This is a genomic window from Rhodococcus jostii RHA1 (assembly GCF_000014565.1).
GTDB classification, from domain to species: Bacteria; Actinomycetota; Actinomycetes; order Mycobacteriales; family Mycobacteriaceae; genus Rhodococcus_F; species Rhodococcus_F jostii_A.
This window is the reverse complement of sequence record NC_008268.1, coordinates 5678888-5696240: the sequence shown is the minus strand read 5'-3', so window position 1 is coordinate 5696240 and position 17353 is coordinate 5678888. Positions and strand designations below refer to the sequence as shown.

The window sequence follows — 17353 nt, the reverse complement described above, 5'->3', positions numbered from 1 at the left end:
CTCGTCCTGCGATTGCGAGCCTGCTCGTCGCGGGCACATCGGTCATGCGTAGTGAGCTACTCGTTTCTCGGCCCGGCCACGGTGTCGGTGCGTTCGTACTGTTCGACGCCGTTCCGGACGACCCGTCGGATGCGGTCGCCGTCGGCCACGAGGTCGTCGAGCAACGGAACCGCCAGTTCCGGCCGGATGGGGGTTTCCGCGAGGAGCTGCCCGAGTTCGAGTGCGTCCGACCCGAGCGCGCCGACGATGACCTTCCGCCGCGCGGAATCCAGCGCCGCCTCGACGTCGAGTTGCTTCGCGGTGTCGCCGCGCGTCGCCTGTATCGGTGTCGCCGTCTCGACCAGCAGCGCCCGGACCTCCGGCGCCGTCAGATCGCGGTCGGTCGCCCACACCAGCATGGCGGCGACCGCCACGTACAGCGCGGCGAACGTCGTGCCGTCCATCTCCGGTCGATCGACGAGCTGCTCGCACGCTGTCCCGGTGATCGTCCGCGGCGCGTAGATGTCGGGTTTCCCCGCGTCGGGGAAGTACGGGGTTTCGTGGGTGAGCGTGCCGTCGTCCTCGACGGCTCCGACGGCGAACGCGTCCGCACTCCACGCAGGATATGCCGGTTCGTCCGAGTGGTCGCCCGAGGCGATCACCAGCCTGCCGTCGCTCACCAGGCGCGCAATCACCGCATTCTGCGCATCCGAGGGCACCGCGTTGCCGTAGTCGAACACCAGGATGTCCGCGTCGGCCAGGGCCGCGTCCTCCATCCACCGGCAGACGTCGCGCTCGGACGGGACACCGTCGCCGAAGGCCAGCTCCCCGGGAAGGAGTTCGGCCAGTGCCGATTCACCCTCCCCCGTCTCTCCGGCTACTACCCGCCCCGGAACCCCGTGCTTGATGGCGCACTGCGTGACAGCGACGGCGATCTCTTCGCGTCGGCCCACCGTGAACGGACCCGCGACCGCCAACCGCAACGCGCGCCGCACCGGCGACGCTGCCGCTGCCTCCGCTTCGGGGACAGCGGTTTCGGCGCCGAAGAAGTCGGACCCGTTCGATACCTGGGGCGCCGGTTTCGGGGCGCCGACGCCGAGTTGCCGGACGAGGACCGGCAGGTCCCGCGGGTCGAACGTGCCGTTCCGGGCGGCGAGATCGGCCAACTGCTCCCACAGTTCCAGGTGTCGCACGTCCGCGTAGAGCCGGGACAGGTCCTTCTCCGGATAGCGGGTCAGGGTCGGCAGATTCCGCCGGATCCATTGCCACACTTCGGGCCACGACAGGGCGTCGAGGCGGATCGTGCGCACCTCCGAGGGGCGGAGCGGTCGCGTCAGTTCGACGAGGTCCGCGGTGGCCGCCACCGCGAGCCGCGCCTTGCTGCGCCGCTGTGTCAGCAGGACCAGCGCGTCGAGGAGGTCCGGGGCTCCGGGTGCGTCGCCGAGCAGCAGGTCACCGTCGTCGATGACGATCGCAACCGGGACTTCGGTGAGGTCGCCGAGTAGTCGCTCCCACCAGTCGCCGGCGCTGAATCTGCCCGGCCGGACGGTGCGCACTCCGACGTCGCGCATCAGCTCGTCGACGAGGCGGGCCAGTTCGCGGACCGGGTCGGGTTCCGCGAGCAGCCGTTTCGCGCTGATGTACAGATGTGCGATCTGCGGATCGAGCTCGTCGAGCACCCGGTCCAGAAGCGAGGTCTTTCCCGTCGACGGCATTCCGACGACGTGCAGCAACCGCGCCGGCGTCTGCCCGGACAGCACGTCCACCCCCTCGCGTAGCTCCGCGAGGCGGGAGATGAAGCGAAGTTCGCCCTGGCGGATACCGAGCCGCAACCCGACCCGCCGGGACGGCGGCTCCGGCCGCGCCCGCGCCTCCGGGTCGATGATCGCGCCGGGCTCGCTACCCCCGACGAACAGGCACGGAACCGCCCAGTCGAGCAGCGGGTCACCGCTGTTCTCGTCTCCGTTGATCGCGAGCCGCGCCAGCCGCAACGCCTCGGCCACCGGCTGGCCGGCGGTCAGTGCCTGGTAGAAGAAGCGCGTCAGCAGTCGCTCCGTCCTGAAGGGCAGCACCGCCTGCATCCCGATCACCATCGGGCACGCATCACGTACGCAGATGTCGGCGGACGACAGCGGCCCGGGCCAGGGATCGTCGTCGGCGGCACCGTCCGGCGCGCGTGCCGTCTCACACCCCGCGAACACCGCCAGCCGGAGGTCCGGGAGTTGCTGCAACAGCAACGCGAATTCCTGGCTGGGCAGCAGCATCCCGCGACCGTTGCGCCGCTCCAGCTTGAGCCCGTCCGGATTGGCGTGGCCGAGGTAATGGAAGAGGTGAAAACCGCGTCTCTGCATGCCCATTCGACTGCGGAGCCGTTCGACGGACGGGCGGTCCTCGACCACAACGCGGAGCAGACCCCGGTCCACCAGGGGCCGCAATTCCGACAGAAGGCTACGTTTCTCGGCATACAGGTCGAACGGGGCCTCGGAATCCTCGGGACCCTCCCGCAGAGGGCTCGACATCACCAACAGAAGGTTGAGCGGCGGCTCGATCGGCGTCTGCCGCAACGGATAGGTGCGCGACCGCCCCGATCGCACCACGTGGACATCGCGCGCCATGGCGAGGAACTGGTCGGGTCGTTGCGGATCCAGCAGCAACTCCCACGGCCAGGCACACACTTCCTGCGGCGCGGCGAGGACGCGCACGAGAAGCTGGGTTCCCGTGGTCCGGGCCAACCCCCGGCTCTGCTGCAGCAGCGTGACGATGTCCGGAACCCCGAACACCAGGTCCGTCAACACCTTCCCGACGTCGAGTGCATGGGTTGCGGCGTCGGTGCGCGCATGCCGGACGGTGTCAGTCAACCAGTCGGACGGTGTGTCGATCGTCTTCCCGGTGACATCGTTCGGCAGTTTCCATTCCGGGATCGGCCGCCGCACCGCGAAGACCGAACCCATCCGCGACTGCGCCGAGAGCCAGATGTGGTCGCCGGCCCGGAGAACGCTGATCTCCAGTGCCTCGAAACCGGGTGTCGGTCCCATGCGTCCGCGCTCCTAGACGTCCACGGACCGGGCGATCTCGTCGAGGTCGACCACACTCGCGACGTCGGTGACCGGGTGCACCCCGAGTGCGCGCACGGTGATCCGGTAGTCCTGGGCGGCCAGCCCGTCGAGGCTGGTCTCCTGCCAGCCGTCGGCGGTCGACACGAGCGGGTGTTCCCGGCTCGGACCGCCGGCCATCGGCTCGACCGTCGCGAGAAGCCGAGCGCCCCCGGCGCCCGTGCGCGCCCGGATCACCAGCGGCTCGGCTGTCGTGACGTCATCGACTTCCAGCGCGACCGATTCGTTCACCGCCGGAAACACGTTCGGAGGCGCGAGCGTCGCGGTGTTCAGGATTCCGCCCACGTGGTCGAGCACCGGGTCGTCGTTCTGGAGGGAGCCGTGCCGCTGGCTGAAGAAGGCCGCGTTCTTCCATCCCGTCATGAGTTCGTGCGGGGTGGACGACAATTTCGGCACGGTGCCGTCGCCGCCGCTCTCGTCGGGTCCGCGGACGGTCATCGTCTCGACCTTCTCCCCGGCGAGCCGGGCGGCCCACTTGGTGGGCTGGAAGTCGCCGATCACCGGCCGGATGTCGTAGCCCTCGTGTCCCGACTTCAGCCGTGCGTCGACGGCGTCGCGCAGACCTCGGTGCAGGCGCACCGCCGCAGCCATCCGGCCGGCGTCGAGACCCGTCCCCGACCAGTCGAGCTTCTCGTCGTCGAGCGCGAGCCACGACCCGCCGTCGCCCGCCATGCACCGATACGACGGCAGCAACTGGTAGGCGGACGTGAACGACCGGATCAGCGCGCTGAGGTCGACGGTGAACGGGCCCCAGCCCTTGCGGAAACCGTTGACGAGGAAGTCGAGCGCATTGACCGAACCGGAGTACGGGGTCCCGAACGTGACGAGGGTGCGGGTGTCACGCCACCCGTCCAGGAATTCGAGGAACAGCCGAGCGACGATTCCGCCCATGGAGTGGCACACCAGGACGAGCTTCGCGTCCGCGTTGCCCGACTTCTCGCGCCACCGCGTCAGCCAGTCGTGGGTCCGGCGGGCCAGGGCGCGGGCCGCCACCCGGTTGTCGCGCCGCCAGTCGTAGGGGAACTCGAAATAGTTGTCGCCCGGAACCACCCCGAATCGGCGGACGACGTCGTCACGGAACTTCGTGTACCCGTCGATCTTCCAGTCCAGCCCGGGAACGAAGTGGAAGTCCGGGACCAGGCGGGTGGCCACGACGCCGTCACCGAGGTCGTCGACATCCGGGTCGTCGCCGTCCAGCTTCAGGCGTTTGATGTTCCCGCCCAGCGACAGCACGCCCGCCAGCGCGACACCCGGTGTCGGCGCCCATACGTCCTTGCCGTCACGGGCGAGGACCGACCCGCCGATGCCGGGCAACAACACGACTACGTCTTTCATGGCGGCCTCCGGGATCGAACGCCCAGGAGAGGGCGGCTTCGACTCTCAGTCTTCTCTCACCCGCCGCAATACACACGAGTAGCGGACCACTCGGTTTGCAATATTTTCGTCGGGCCGCGCGGCTCAGCTCTGCGCGAAGTTGAGGTAGGCCTTCGACGGCGTCGGGCCCCGCTGGCCCTGGTACTTGGAGCCGACGGCGGAGCTGCCGTACGGGTGTTCCGCCGCGCTCGACAGCCGCAGCAGGCACAGCTGGCCGATCTTCATGCCCGGCCACAGGGTGATGGGCAGGTTCGCGACGTTGGAAAGCTCCAGCGTGATGTGCCCGTTGAAGCCGGGGTCGATGAACCCGGCCGTGGAGTGCGTCAACAGTCCGAGGCGGCCAAGCGAGGACTTGCCCTCCAGGCGTCCCGCCAGGTCGTCGGGCAGCGAACACACCTCCAGCGTGGAGCCGAGAACGAACTCGCCCGGGTGCAGGACGAACGGCTCCCCCTCGGCCGGCTCGACCAGCGTCGTCAGCTCGTCCTGCCGCTGAGCTGGGTCGATGTGCGTGTAGCGGGTGTTGTTGAACACCCGGAACAGGCTGTCGAGGCGCACATCCACGCTCGAGGGCTGGACCATCGAATCGTCGAACGGGTCGATGCCCAGACGTCCAGCGGAAATTTCGGCACGGAGATCGCGATCGGAGAGGAGCACAGGTAGAGGTTAACGGGTGTGGATGGCCATGGAGAGCAGCAGTTCGGTGCAGGTGTCCACGAGCTCCTCCTCGGGGAGGGTCACGGTGCCGTTCAACCACGCCGTCAGAGTTTGCGCCAGGCCGCCGACCATGAAGTGCGCGGCCAGGTCGAGGCGCGGGCTCTCGGCCACCTCGTAGTACCCGACCGTCTGCTTCGTGACCAGGCCCGCGAACAGCCGCGAACTGTCGAGGCGGCGCTGCGCCAGCACCGCGCTCGACTGCGCCACCGAGAACATGAGACGGCCCTGACGCGGATCCTCGGCAACCTCCCGCACGATGTTGCGGACGCCGGCGCGCACGATGTCGCGTTCACCCGGCCCGGCGTTCGACACGGCGTCCAGGGTGCTGGTGGCGATCCGGTCCACCACGTGGTCGTAGACGGCGACGGCCAGCGCGTCGCGGTCGGTGAAGCTCTCGTAGAAATAGCGGGTGGCGAGTCCGGCCTGCTTGCAGACTCCGCGCACGGTCAGGGCGTGGTCGCCGTCCGCGCTGCCCAGCAGATCGAGTCCCGCCTCGATGAGCTGGCCCCGCCGTTCCGATTTCCGCTGGTCACGCTCCTGGCCGCCATAGACGCGCCCACCGTCGCTCGTCGAGGGTCCGACGTTCGCGTTCACCGGTGCGGTAGCCATGCGCACCATCTTTCCACCGGACCCTGGACGGCGAACATATATGTGAGTACGGTCGTGTTCAGATAGCGAATCCGTGGTGGGGAGAGGGAACACAAATGTCGACGTCACTCGAAGTACCGGACCGTCTCGATCAGGTCATGGACGGCGCCGGACTACTGGCAGGCGCCGCGAACATCATCATGCAGCTCGCCCATCCCGGGGTCGGGTACGGCGTATACGAGAGCAAGGTCGAGAGCGGCCAGCTGTTCAGGCATCCGATCAAACGGACCCGCACCACGCTGACCTACCTCGTGGTGGCGGCCCGCGGCACCGACGAGGAGAAGGCGGCCTTCCGCAAGGGCGTCAACCGCGCCCACGCCAAGGTGCGCTCCACCCCCGACAGCCCCGTGCAATACAACGCGTTCGACCCCGAACTGCAGCTGTGGGTGGCCGCCTGCATCTACCGGGGGTTCGAGGACGTCAACCGCGCCCTGCACGGCGACCTCCCCCCCGCAGCCGCCGAGTTCTTCTACAAGGAAGGCGCCACGTTCGGCACCACCCTCCAGGTGCCCCCGGACATGTGGCCCGAAGACCGCGTCGCATTCGAGGAGTACTGGAACAAGGCCCTCGACAAGGTGTCGATCGACGACACCATCCGCGAACACGTCCTCTCCATCGCACAACTCGAATTCCTGCCCGCCATCGTCTCCCGCCTGTTCGGCCGGCTCAACATGTTCTTCACCAACGGCTTCCTGCCCCAGCAGTTCCGCGACGAAATGCACCTGACATGGACCGACAAGGATCAGCAGCGCTTCGACCGGACCCTGCGCACCATCGGCACCCTCAGCAGGCGCATCCCCGTCCGCATCCGGGAGTTCCCCTACAACCTGCTCATGTTCGATCTGCGACGCCGAATGAAAGCCGGCAAACCCCTCGTATGACACACCGCGCGTGTGCCCGGGTAGTCCGGATCACCATCTGATAATGTTTCCGCCGCAGGGTGTTGGGCCTGCCTACGGGCGCCCAATATCGTGCGCGCCGATGTAGTTCAATGGCAGAACATCAGCTTCCCAAGCTGAATACGCGGGTTCGATTCCCGTCATCGGCTCCATCTCTCTACACTTACTCGGCTCCATCCACCACGACCGACGGACGGACGACCGACCGAACCACCGGGTGTACACCCGATGGAGCCTGTTGGGTTCACCTACTAGGCCGGGATCGGATTCGGACCGTACTTTCTGCACATTCGACGCGGTTACACCCGCTTCTACGGTCGGTGTGCGAGACGTTCGACCGGTGGGGCGCTGAATCTGGCGAACCCGTGCCTGATAATGGGTCATTTTCTGCCGGGAGGTGTGGCAGACGACGATTCTGTGTGGCACTTGTTGGCTCGATTGCCGCGGCGCCCTCGAACCGGTGTGCGCTCGGATGCCGCTTCTCCGAGGTACCGAGCCCACGGATCGGGAATCCCGCGACTGGCGAACCAGTCGTGCAGGCTGAATGTCCGTTCGGCCAAAGCCACACAGGAAGCGGGTGGCTACGGCGTCGAGTTGGCGGACGTGCCCGAAGGTGAACGACCGCAGGAACGAGCCCAGCGTCGACGGGGCATACGGGCGGTCGAAGACCGTGGGGAGGGCTCCGTGCCGCAGCACTGCCATGTCGTCGATGCTGTCCGCGCCCGCAACCATTCCGGCCACCAGTGCGGACACCTTGCCCACATGCACCCTTGTCGGTCGGCACCGACACATGCTCATCCGCCAGGGCCTCCAAGCCGCACCGGTGTGCCGACCCGAGCGCCAGAACCAACCGCACAATTTCCACAACGCCGGGGCCTAGCCAGCGGCAGCGAGCGACAAAGCCGGTCACACCACCGCCGATCCCTGCAGACCTCTTCTTTCCCCGAGACGGCGAAGGAGAGGGGGGCGTTTCCGGCGCGAACGCGTCGCCAAGGAAATCTGCGCCGGCCTTTGCGATCGGGTCGTCGGCGTCGTCGTGGCCGTTGTTGATCAGGTGTAGTTGGGCGATGGCGTTTCGGGCTGTGATCTGTTGGTCGGTGATGGTGAGTTGGCCTCGCCAGCGGCCGAGGAAGGTGCAGGTCCAAGAGATCAGCGTGGCCAGGCGGCTGCGGAAGCCGACGACGTACACGACGTGGACGGCCAGCCAGAGTATCCACGCGAGAACACCGGTCAGTTCGGGGTTGCCGACCTTGGTGACGGCCTTGAAGCGGGCGATCGTGGCCATCGAACCTTTGTCGCGGTAGCGGAACGGTGCCCGCTCGGATGTGGTGCGGTCCTTGGTGGCTGCGGTGAGCTCGGTTTTGATCTGCTGCGCGGCGTAGCGGCCGCCCTGGATGGCGACCTGCGCGACACCGGGCAGACGATCCTTGGCCATCATGTCGCCGACGACGAAGACGTTCGGGTGTCCGGGCAGGGTGAGGTCGTCCTCAACGGTGACACGGCCGGCGCGGTCGAGGTCGGCCCCGGACTGGGCGGCGAGCTGGGCGCCCAGGGGGTTGGCGGCGACGCCGGCGGACCACACCTTGCAGGCGGCGTCGATGCGGTGGTGTTCACCGTCGCTGTCGCGGACGGTGAGCCCGTCGGCGTCGACGTCGGTGACCATTGTGCCGAGTTGGATCTCGACGCCGAGCTCCTCGAGTGCCGCGGCGGCTTTGTTGCCGAGGTTGAGTCCGAACGGTGGCAGAACGGTTGGGGCGGCGTCGAGGAGGATGATCCGGGCGTCGCGGGTGTCGAAGTTGCGGTAGACGTCGACCAGGGTTCGGTGCGCGAGTTCGGCGATCTGCCCGGCCATCTCGACACCGGTGGGTCCGGCACCGACGACGACGAAGGTCAGCAGCTTTGCACGCTCGGGGGGGTCGGAGCAGATCTCGGCGCGTTCGAACGCGCCGAGGATGCGGCCGCGGAGTTCGAGGGCGTCGTCGATGGTTTTCATGCCGGGGGCGTGTTCGGCGAAGTGGTCGTTACCGAAGTAGGACTGTTGGGCGCCGGCGGAGACGATGAGACTGTCGTATCCGGTGACGGTGGTGCGCCCGTCCTGCACGGAGGTGACCGTCTGGGCGGTCAGGTCGACCGTGGAGACGTCGCCGAGCAGAACGGTGGCGTTGGGTTGGTCCTCGAGGATCATCCGGTTCGAGGGTGCGATCTCTCCTTCGGAGAGGATGCCGGTGGCGACCTGGTACAGCAGTGGCTGGAACAGGTGGTGGGTGGTGCGGTCGACGATAGTCAGGTCCACGTCCGCGCGACGCAATGCCTTGGTGGCGAACAACCCGCCGAACCCGGACCCGATCACCACCACCCGATGGCGCGGAGAGGCGGCGGGCGCGGCGGGGGAAGTCATGACAGATCTCCTTTTGGCCGACGTGACGAATCGGCCTGCGATAGATGAGGAACGGGGCGTGCTGCGTCGGATTTCGGCGCCTGGTTCAGATTCGTGGGCGTCGCGTCCAGCGGCGTGCCTTGAGCGCGAGGTGCAGCTCGAGGCGGGTGGCGCCGCCCAGGGGGTCGACGCCGAGGATGTCGCGGATCTTGTTGATCCGGTAATAGAGGCTGGTCCGGTGCAGGTGCAGGGTGTCGGCGACGGCTTTGACGTTGTCGCCCTGGTCGTAGAACACTTCGAGGGTGTTCACGAGGTCACCGTTGGGGTCTGCTTCGACGAGGGCGGCGAGTAGGTCGGAGACGGTGCCGTCGGTGCGTAGGCGGGTGGCGATCAACCGGTATGGGCCGATGGTGTCCCAGGTGGCGATGGTGCCCGATTCCGGTTCGACGGCGGCGGTTTGAGCGGCGATCACCGCCCGCCGGTATCCTTCGGGAAGTTGGTCGATGGAGGAGATGTTCTCTGCCACACCGGTGTAGAGACGTTCCGGCGAGGTAGTGCCGGGTTGGGTGACGCCGGATGCGGCGGCGAGCCGCTGATGCAGACGCAGGGCGGCGTTCGCCTCGTTGTCCGGTCGCAGCAGCACCACCGAGTGGCTGTCCTGCACCGATCCGGCGACCACGCTCGGATACCGTGAGACGGTCTGCTGACTGGCCAGTCGCAGCTGGGCGGCGCGGGTCTCGGAGAAGGCGGTGACGTCTTCGCCGGCCGAGAAGATCGAGACCGCCAGCCGCAGCGAGGACGCCGACCGCACCGGCGACCAGTTCGCGACCGTGTCGAGGGCATCGGCGTTGCCTTGGCAGGCGGCGAAGAACTCGAGTTCGCGTTGATGTCGTTCGTCCAGGTGCGGGGAGGCCATTTCGTAGAGGACGGTGGCGAGGAGTTCGACCTGGTCGGCGATGAGGGCGACCGTCGTGGTGACCCGATCCGGGTTCTCCGGGGCGAGCGGGTCGATGACATAGAGCAGTCCGGTGCGCACGCCGCGGTGGATCAGCGGAACGCAGATGCGGGGGTCCATCTTCAGGTCCGGGTTGGCCGGGATGATGATCGGTTCGACGGCAGTTCCGGTGCCGTGGCGTGCTTCCCAGTCGCGGATGTCCTCGGGTACTTCTCGGTTGAGCAGGGACCGTACCCGGGCGTCGTCGGCACGGCCGTGCTGGGCACTGTAGGCGACGAGTCGGCCGGTGAGGTCGTCAAGGGACGCACCGGTGCCCAGTGCGTTGGCGATCTCGTCGATCGCGGGTTGGATCTCGCTCTCGCTCACAGCCTCATCATCCGCTTCATGCGTGGGTCGGGGCGGATCCGGTGCAGGCAGACGCGTCTGTCGATCCGCTGGGGCCGGGCTCGGGTGGGTGCGGTCATGTCAGCATTCGGGGACGTTGACGGCGAGGCCGCCGGTGGAGGTTTCCTTGTATTTCGTGAGCATGTCCATCCCGGTCTGCCGCATGGTCTCGATTGCCTGGTCGAGCGTCACGCGGTGGGTGCCGTCGCCGTGCAGGGCCATTTTCGCCGCGTTGACGGCTTTGACGGAGGCGATGGCGTTGCGTTCGATGCACGGGATCTGCACCAGGCCGCCGATCGGGTCGCAGGTCAGGCCGAGGTTGTGTTCGATGCCGATCTCGGCGGCGTTTTCGACCTGCGCGGGGGTGGCGCCGAGCAGTTCGGCGAGGGCGCCGGCGGCCATCGAGCAGGCGGAGCCGACCTCGCCCTGGCAGCCGACCTCGGCGCCGGAGATCGAGGCGCGTTCTTTGTAGAGCACGGCGATCGCGGCGGCAGTGAGCAGGTACTTCACTACCGCGTCGTCGCGGTCGTGCTGGGTGTTGAGGCCGGGGAGGTAGCGCAGCGCCCAGAACAGGACGGCGGGGACGATTCCCGCGGCGCCGTTGGTGGGGGCGGTCACGATCCGCCCGCCGGCGGCGTTCTCCTCGTTGACCGCCATCGCGGCGACGTTGAGCCAATCCATCGAGTCGGCATGGTCGACGACCTTCTCGCGTTCGACCAGGCGGGAGTAGAACTCCGCGGCGCGGCGCTTGACCCGTAGCGATCCCGGCAGGTGGCCGGGGGTGGTGAACCCGTTGTGGATCGAGGCGGCCATCACCTGCCAGATTTCGAGCAGCCCGGCACGGATTTGTTCGGGGCTGCGGGTGGCGAGTTCGTTGCGCCACATGACGTCGCTGATCGGCAGGTTCTTGCGCTCGCAGATGTCGAGCAGTTCGGCGCCGGTGCGGAAGGGCAGTGGTACCGGGGTCTCCGGCCCGGCGGCGTTGTGGCCGTCTCGTTCCACGAAGCCGCCGCCGATCGAGTAGTACACGGCCTCGTGGGCGGGGGTGGTGGCGGCGAGTTGGTCGGCGGAACACTCGGCGGCGGCCGGGTCGGTGTGGACGGCGAACCGGATGGTGTTGGTGTGGCGGTCTTTGATGGTCAACGGGTGCATGCCGATGTCCGCGGTGCCGAAGACCAGGTCGGTGGTCGAGCCGAACTGTAGGCGGTGTTCGGTGTCGATTTGTTCGACGCGGGTGTGGGCGTAGGTGGGGTCGACCGTCTCGGGGGCGTTGCCCTCGAGGCCGAGGAGGACGGCGCCGAGGGTGCCGTGCCCACGGCCGGTCGCCGCAAGGGACCCGTAGAGGTCGACCTCGAGGCGGGTGATCGACCGGACCTCGAGGAGGTGTTTGACCTCGTCGACGAACAGGGTGCCGGCGCGCATCGGGCCTACTGTGTGCGAGCTGGACGGGCCGATGCCGATGGAGAAGAGGTCGAAAGCGCTGAGAGCCATCAGACGGTGCTCCATTCGTCGGTGGATGGACAAGCGGCGGGACGACCCCACAGGTCGGTGGTGACCTGTCGGCGCAGGTGCCGGGTCGCCGGGGTCAGTGGGGTGTCGTCGGTGGTGGTGAGGGATCGGTGCACGAGAGCGGCTAGGTCGGTGACGGTGTCGAACCCGGCGCCGCAGCGGATGAACTCCTGCACGCCCAGGCGCACGCCCTCGGGTGGGGTGCCCGGGCTCTGCCACGGCAGCCGGCATGCGCCGGTGTAGATGCCGTCGGCCTCGAGCCGGCGGACCGCGGCCGGCCCCCCGCCGATGCCTTGGGCGTCGATGACGACCTGGTGGCTGCGTGTGTAGCCGAGGCGGCGGCCGACGACGACCAGCCCGAGCGCGTTGAGGTTCGCGGCCAGCTCGCCTGCGTACTCGATGGTGACCGCGGCCCACGGCGGCGACTGGTCGACCGCCTCACCGGCGGCTACTGCGAGCGGGCCGAGGCGGGCTGGGTCGTAGTTCGACAGCATCGTTGGATATGCGGCGGCGGCGAGGCGCTCGGCATGCTCGGCGGAGTGGGTGACGGCGGCGCCGCCCGCGGGGCCGGCGAAGGTCTTGTATGTCGAGAACGTCACCACATCGGCGCCCTCGGCGAGTGGGTCCTGGTAGTAGCCGGCGGCGATCAAACCTGCGGTGTGGGAGGCGTCGTAGACCACGACGGCACCGACCCGGTCGGCGGCCTCGCGGATCGGTCCGAGGTTGTGAGGGAACAGGGTGACGCTGCCGCCGACCACGATCAGCCGCGGTCGTAACCGGTGGACGAAGTCGTCGATTTCCCCGGCGTCGATGTCGAGGGCGCTCGGCGAGTACGGCAGGTGCTCGACGGTCAGCCCCCGAATGCCCGCGGTGCCGAGTATCTGTTGATGGCTGGCGTGGCCGCCGGATTCCGGGGACAGAACGGCGATGGTGTCGCCGGGGTCGGTAAACGCGATATAGGCGGCGAGGTTGGCCATGGTGGCGGTCAGGTACCGCACCTCGGCGTAGGTTCCCCGCAGCGCCTGGGCGACCTGGCGGGTAGCGAGCACCTCGAGGTGCTCGATCTCCTGCACCGCGGTCTGCACCTTCTCCCCCGGCCACCCCAACGCCGGGCGGGTGGACAGCGCGGTGTCGTGTGCGGCCGTCACATTCGGGGACAGGACGTTGGTGCCGGCGTAGAGGACGATCCCATCGTTGATCCGCGCATGGTGCTCAGCCAGCGACCGATGCACCGATTCGACGACCTGGGCGGTGCTGGTCTCGGTATGCGCGGTCTCCAGGGTCGACAGACGCTGCTGAGCGATCGGTGATGCCCAGGGAGCGATGGTCGAACGGGGTGTCATGCGTCTGTCTCCTGGTCGGTGGTGGGTGGACGGCGAGCCTGGCCGCACCCGGTTGCAGGTGCGGCCAGACTCGACGTCAGGGATGTAGTGCGGGACGGTCGTTTTCGGTGGCCGGGCTCGGCGCCACCGGGGACGCTGTGCGCCGGGCCGAGAGGTAGTACCCGGTAAGCAGGACGGCGGCCCAGATCGGCAGGGCATAGAGGGCGATGCGCTGGCCCTCGTCGAAGGCGAGCAGGACGGTGACCGCAGCCAGGAAGGCGAGGGTGGCCCAGCACAACGGTGTGGCGAGCGGAAGGCGGAAGGTGCTTGCGGGGACCTCACCGCGCTCGACGCGGCGCCGGTAGACGAGGTGGCAGGCGACGATGACGCCCCAGGACCAGATCGCACCGAGGGTGGCGACCGAGGAGATGTAGGAGAACGCCTGCTCGGGGACGATGGCGTTGATCGCGACGCTGACGAGCATCAGAGACCCGGAGGCGATGATGGCGGCGGCCGGGACGTGGCCGCGGTTGGTCTTCTCGAACATTTTCGGTGCGACCCCGTCGGCGGCGAGCTTCTTGAGCAGGCGGCCGTTGCTGAACAGGCCCGCCGAACACGACGAGAGCGCGGAGGCGAGGACGACGAAGTTCATGATGCTGGCGGCGGCGGGCAGCCCGATCTGGGTGAAGCCCTTCACGAATGGGCTCGAGTCGGCGTTGAACTGATCCCACGGGAAGAGGGAGAGAAGCACGACCAGGGTGCCGACGTAGAAGATGCCGATGCGCCAGGGGATGGAGTTGATGGCCTTGGGCAGGACGGTGGCGCGGTTCTTGGTTTCGGCGGCGGTCATGCCGATCAGTTCGACACCCTGGTAGGAGAACACCACGATCTGGAAGGCGAGCAGGACGGCGAGCAGGCCGTGGGGTGCGATGCCGCCGTGATCCCAGAGGTTGGCGATGCCGCCTTCCTGGCCGGCCTTGCCGACGTTGAAGACCAGGGCGAAGATCCCGCCGGCGATGAGGGCGACGATGGTGATGACTTTGATGGAGGCGAACCAGAATTCGGCTTCGCCGAAGAAGCCGACCTTGGCCAGGTTCAGGGTGACGAGCGCGATCAGGGCGATCAGGGCGGTGAGGTATTGCGGCATCGAGGGGAACCAGAATCTGACGAAGATGCCGGCGGCGGTGAGCTCGGCCATGCCGATGATGGTCCAGGTGATCCAGTATCCCCACCCGGTGATGAAACCGTATACAGGGCCGAGGAATTCACGAGCGTATTCGGCGAAGGAGCCGGTGACGGGCCGGTACATCAGCAGCTCGCCGAGGGCGCGCATGATGATGAAGATGAACACGCCGGTGATGGCGTAGACACCGACCAGGGCGGGGCCGGCGTAGGAGATGCCCTTGCCGGAGCCGAGGAACAGGCCGACGCCGATGGCGCCGCCGATGGCGATCATCCGGATGTGCCGTTTGTTCAGGCCTTGTGCGAGGCCGTCCTCGTTCAACTGTTCGTGGGAACTGTCGACTGTCATGGTGTGTCCTTGTTTCCAGGGTCGGCGAGGACCGCCGTGACACAGGGAAGGTGCCCGGCGTCGCTCGGTTGCTCTAGCTGGGGTTCGGATCGAGTGCGAGGGAGGCGCTTGTCCGAGGACGCCCGAGTGGGCTCCCGGCGCCGCCGCCGGGGCGGCGCCGGGAGAGGCGGAGGTCAGACCGCGATGGTGATGTTCTTTACCTGGGTGAAACTTTCGAGTGCCCCGTCGACGGAGTACTCACGGCCGAGGCCGGACTGCTTGATGCCGCCGTAGGACATGCCGGGCAACTGGCCGCCGCCGCGGTTGATCTGCACCCAGCCGACCTCGAGGGCGTTGGCGGTGCGGATGGCCTTGGTGATGTCCTTGGTCCACACGTAGCCGGCCAGACCGTAGGTGCTGTCGTTGGCCGCGGCCAGGACCTGGTCCTCGTCCTTCCATGGGATCACCACGAGCACCGGTCCGAAGACCTCTTCGCGGGTGATGTCCCAGTCGGCGTCGGCGCCGGTGATGACGGTGGGGGCGACGAAGAAGCCGTCACCGTCCACCGGACGTTCGGGTCCGCCGGTGATCACGGTGCCACCCTGGGTGATACCGGAGGTGATGTAGCGGCAGACGGTGTCGAACTGCTTCTCGCTGACGATGGCACCGATGTCGGTGGCCTCGTCGAGCGGGTCACCGATCTTGAACTGGCCCAGCTTGTTCTTCAGCTTCTCGAGGAACGAGTCGAAGATGTCCTCGTGCAGGTTTAGCCGCGATCCGGCGGTGCAGGACTGGCCCTGCCGGGTGAAGCGCATCCCGGCGATCACACCGTCGACGGTGGCGTCGTCGTCGGAGTCGGGAAATACGATCGCCGGCGACTTGCCGCCGAGTTCGAGGGTGACCGGGACGATCCGGTCGGCGGCCGCGGCGAGGATTTCCTTGCCGACACCGGTGGAGCCGGTGAAGGTCAGCTTCGCGACGTCGGGGTGCTTCGACAGCGGCACGCCGACCTTCTGGCCCGATCCGGTCAGCACGTTGAGTACACCGGCGGGCAGGATCTCGTGCGCCCATTCGGCGAGCTTGAGCACGGCCAGCGGAGCGAGTTCTGCGGTCTTGAGGACCAGCGTGTTGCCCATCGCCAACGCCATCGCGATCTTGAGCGAGGACAGCGTGACCGGGGCGTTCCACGGGACGATACCGCCGACCACACCGAGCGGCTCGCGCACGGTGTAGCTGACGAGGTTCTCCCCGAACGGGAGGGTCTCGCCCTTCTGCTCGGAGGCGATCTGACCGTAGAAGCGGAAGATGTCCGCGCCGCTGGCGGCCTCACCGCGGGCCTGCGTCCGCAGGGCGTTGCCGGTCTCGGAGGCGATGATCCGGGCGAGTTCTTCCTGATTTTCGGCGATCTTGTCGCCGAGCTTGATCAGCAGGGCGCCGCGGTCTCGGGCCGGCAGCGCTTTCCACGGACCGAACGCGTCCTTCGCGGCGGCGACGGCGCGGTTGACGTCAGCCTCCCCGGAGTCCGGGATCAGTGCGAGAATTTCACGGCGGGCCGGGTTTTCGACCTCGAGCCAGTTGCCGGAGTCGGCCGGGCCCCACTGGCCGCCGATGAGCTGGTTGACCTTGGTCGCGGTGGTCAGGGTGGGGGTGCTCACTGGTTGTTTCCCTTCGTCTGCAGGCGGATGCCGGTGAAGTCTTCGTAGAACTCGACGACGCTGGTGAAGTCCTTGCCGCCGCGGCCGTCGCGCTGGCCGATGCTGAACAGGTCCCGGACCAGGCTGGTGACCGGGGTGGGGAGCTTGGCCTTGCCGGCGGCGTTGAGGAACAGGCCGAGATCCTTGTGCATGAAGTCCAGTGCGAAGCCGGTGGGCCGCTCCTCGGTGAACAGGGTCTTGGGGAAGTAGTTGCTCAGCACGTTGCTGTTGGCCGAACTCTTGGTCAGCACGGCGACCGCGGTGTCGAGGTCGACACCGGCGGCGACGGCGCTGCTCAGGCCCTCGCCGAGGGCGACGATGTTGGCGGCGGTGATCTGGTTGTTGGCGAGTTTGATCGCCTGGCCGCTGCCCGACGGGCCGACGTGGAAGATGTTGCCCGCGTAGGTTTCGATCAGCGGGATGACCTTCTTCACCGAGGCCTCGTCGCCGCCGAGCATCACCGCGAGGGTGCCGGCCTCGGCGCCCTGCACGCCGCCGCTGACCGGGGCGTCGAGGAAGCAAGCCCCGGCGACCTGGGCATCCTGCGCCAACCGGCGGGTGGTGTCCGGGTCGATGGTGCTGTGGTCGACGATGACCAGGCCCTGATTGCCCTGCTGCAAGACGTCCGCGACGACGCCCTCGACGATCGCCGGGGTGGGCAGGCTCAGGAAGAGTGCCTCCGCCTTCCGCGCCGCTTCACCGGGTGAGGCGACCGAGCGGGCACCGAGCGCGACCGCGGCGTCGACAGCCGCCGTATTCAGGTCGTACACCGCGACGTCGTGACCCGCCTTGACCAGGTGCGCAACCACCCGGCCACCGATGTTGCCGAGGCCCACAAAGCCCACGGTGGATGTCATCAGTTGCTCCTATCGAGG

At 67.8% G+C, this 17353-nt stretch carries 11 protein-coding genes, 1 tRNA gene and 1 pseudogene; 2 read left to right on the top strand and 11 right to left on the bottom strand.

The features are described 5' to 3' along the window. Nucleotides 1-56: 56 nt before the first annotated feature. The 4 genes from RHA1_RS26100 to RHA1_RS26085 all read right to left on the bottom strand — a co-directional run bounded on the left by RHA1_RS26100 (nucleotide 57) and on the right by RHA1_RS26085 (nucleotide 5798). On the bottom strand, nucleotides 57-3014 hold the full coding sequence (locus RHA1_RS26100; RefSeq protein WP_011597538.1) for a CHAT domain-containing protein: 2958 nt from the start codon (nucleotides 3012-3014) through the stop codon (nucleotides 57-59). Nucleotides 3015-3026: 12 nt separating this feature from the next. Beyond that, nucleotides 3027-4427: a lipase/acyltransferase domain-containing protein gene (locus RHA1_RS26095; RefSeq protein ID WP_011597537.1), complete on the bottom strand. Its 1401-nt coding sequence runs from the start codon at nucleotides 4425-4427 to the stop codon at nucleotides 3027-3029. A gap of 123 nt (nucleotides 4428-4550) precedes the next feature. Continuing rightward, a complete protein-coding gene (gene dcd / locus RHA1_RS26090; RefSeq protein WP_005238072.1) occupies nucleotides 4551-5120 on the bottom strand; it encodes a dCTP deaminase in 570 nt (189 codons plus the stop codon). A gap of 9 nt (nucleotides 5121-5129) precedes the next feature. Continuing rightward, a complete protein-coding gene (locus tag RHA1_RS26085) occupies nucleotides 5130-5798 on the bottom strand; it encodes a TetR/AcrR family transcriptional regulator (RefSeq protein ID WP_011597536.1) in 669 nt (222 codons plus the stop codon). An 86-nt stretch (nucleotides 5799-5884) separates the two neighbouring features. Here RHA1_RS26085 and RHA1_RS26080 point away from each other — a divergent pair, with 86 nt between their 5' ends. Both RHA1_RS26080 and RHA1_RS26075 read left to right on the top strand, forming a co-directional pair. Next, complete coding sequence (locus tag RHA1_RS26080) at nucleotides 5885-6709, top strand: oxygenase MpaB family protein (RefSeq protein ID WP_011597535.1); 825 nt, start codon at nucleotides 5885-5887, stop codon at nucleotides 6707-6709. 96 nt (nucleotides 6710-6805) lie between these two features. Next, a tRNA-Gly gene (locus RHA1_RS26075) sits at nucleotides 6806-6879 on the top strand. A gap of 854 nt (nucleotides 6880-7733) precedes the next feature. Here RHA1_RS26075 and RHA1_RS48995 read toward each other — a convergent pair. The 7 genes and pseudogenes from RHA1_RS48995 to RHA1_RS26040 form a co-directional block, all read right to left on the bottom strand. Then, nucleotides 7734-9125 (bottom strand): annotated as a pseudogene (locus RHA1_RS48995) (NAD(P)/FAD-dependent oxidoreductase); the annotation flags it as partial. Between the two features lie 85 nt (nucleotides 9126-9210). After that, complete coding sequence (locus RHA1_RS26065; RefSeq protein ID WP_011597533.1) at nucleotides 9211-10425, bottom strand: PucR family transcriptional regulator; 1215 nt, start codon at nucleotides 10423-10425, stop codon at nucleotides 9211-9213. A gap of 99 nt (nucleotides 10426-10524) precedes the next feature. Continuing rightward, nucleotides 10525-11934 carry an L-serine ammonia-lyase gene (locus RHA1_RS26060; protein ID WP_011597532.1) on the bottom strand — a complete coding sequence of 470 codons (1410 nt, stop codon included), beginning with the start codon at nucleotides 11932-11934 and terminating at the stop codon, nucleotides 10525-10527. Beyond that, nucleotides 11934-13295, bottom strand: a complete 1362-nt coding sequence (gene glyA / locus RHA1_RS26055; RefSeq protein WP_011597531.1) for a serine hydroxymethyltransferase — start codon at nucleotides 13293-13295, stop codon at nucleotides 11934-11936. Before glyA ends, RHA1_RS26060 begins: the two co-directional genes overlap by 1 nt. 76 nt (nucleotides 13296-13371) lie before the next feature. Continuing rightward, nucleotides 13372-14805, bottom strand: a complete 1434-nt coding sequence (locus tag RHA1_RS26050; protein ID WP_011597530.1) for an amino acid permease — start codon at nucleotides 14803-14805, stop codon at nucleotides 13372-13374. 173 nt (nucleotides 14806-14978) lie between these two features. Further along, nucleotides 14979-16439: an aldehyde dehydrogenase family protein gene (locus tag RHA1_RS26045; RefSeq protein WP_011597529.1), complete on the bottom strand. Its 1461-nt coding sequence runs from the start codon at nucleotides 16437-16439 to the stop codon at nucleotides 14979-14981. Next, entirely contained in the window at nucleotides 16436-17335 is a 900-nt protein-coding gene (locus tag RHA1_RS26040) for an NAD(P)-dependent oxidoreductase (protein WP_011597528.1), read from the bottom strand. The genes RHA1_RS26045 and RHA1_RS26040 overlap by 4 nt, the downstream gene beginning before the upstream one ends. Nucleotides 17336-17353 lie beyond the last annotated feature (18 nt).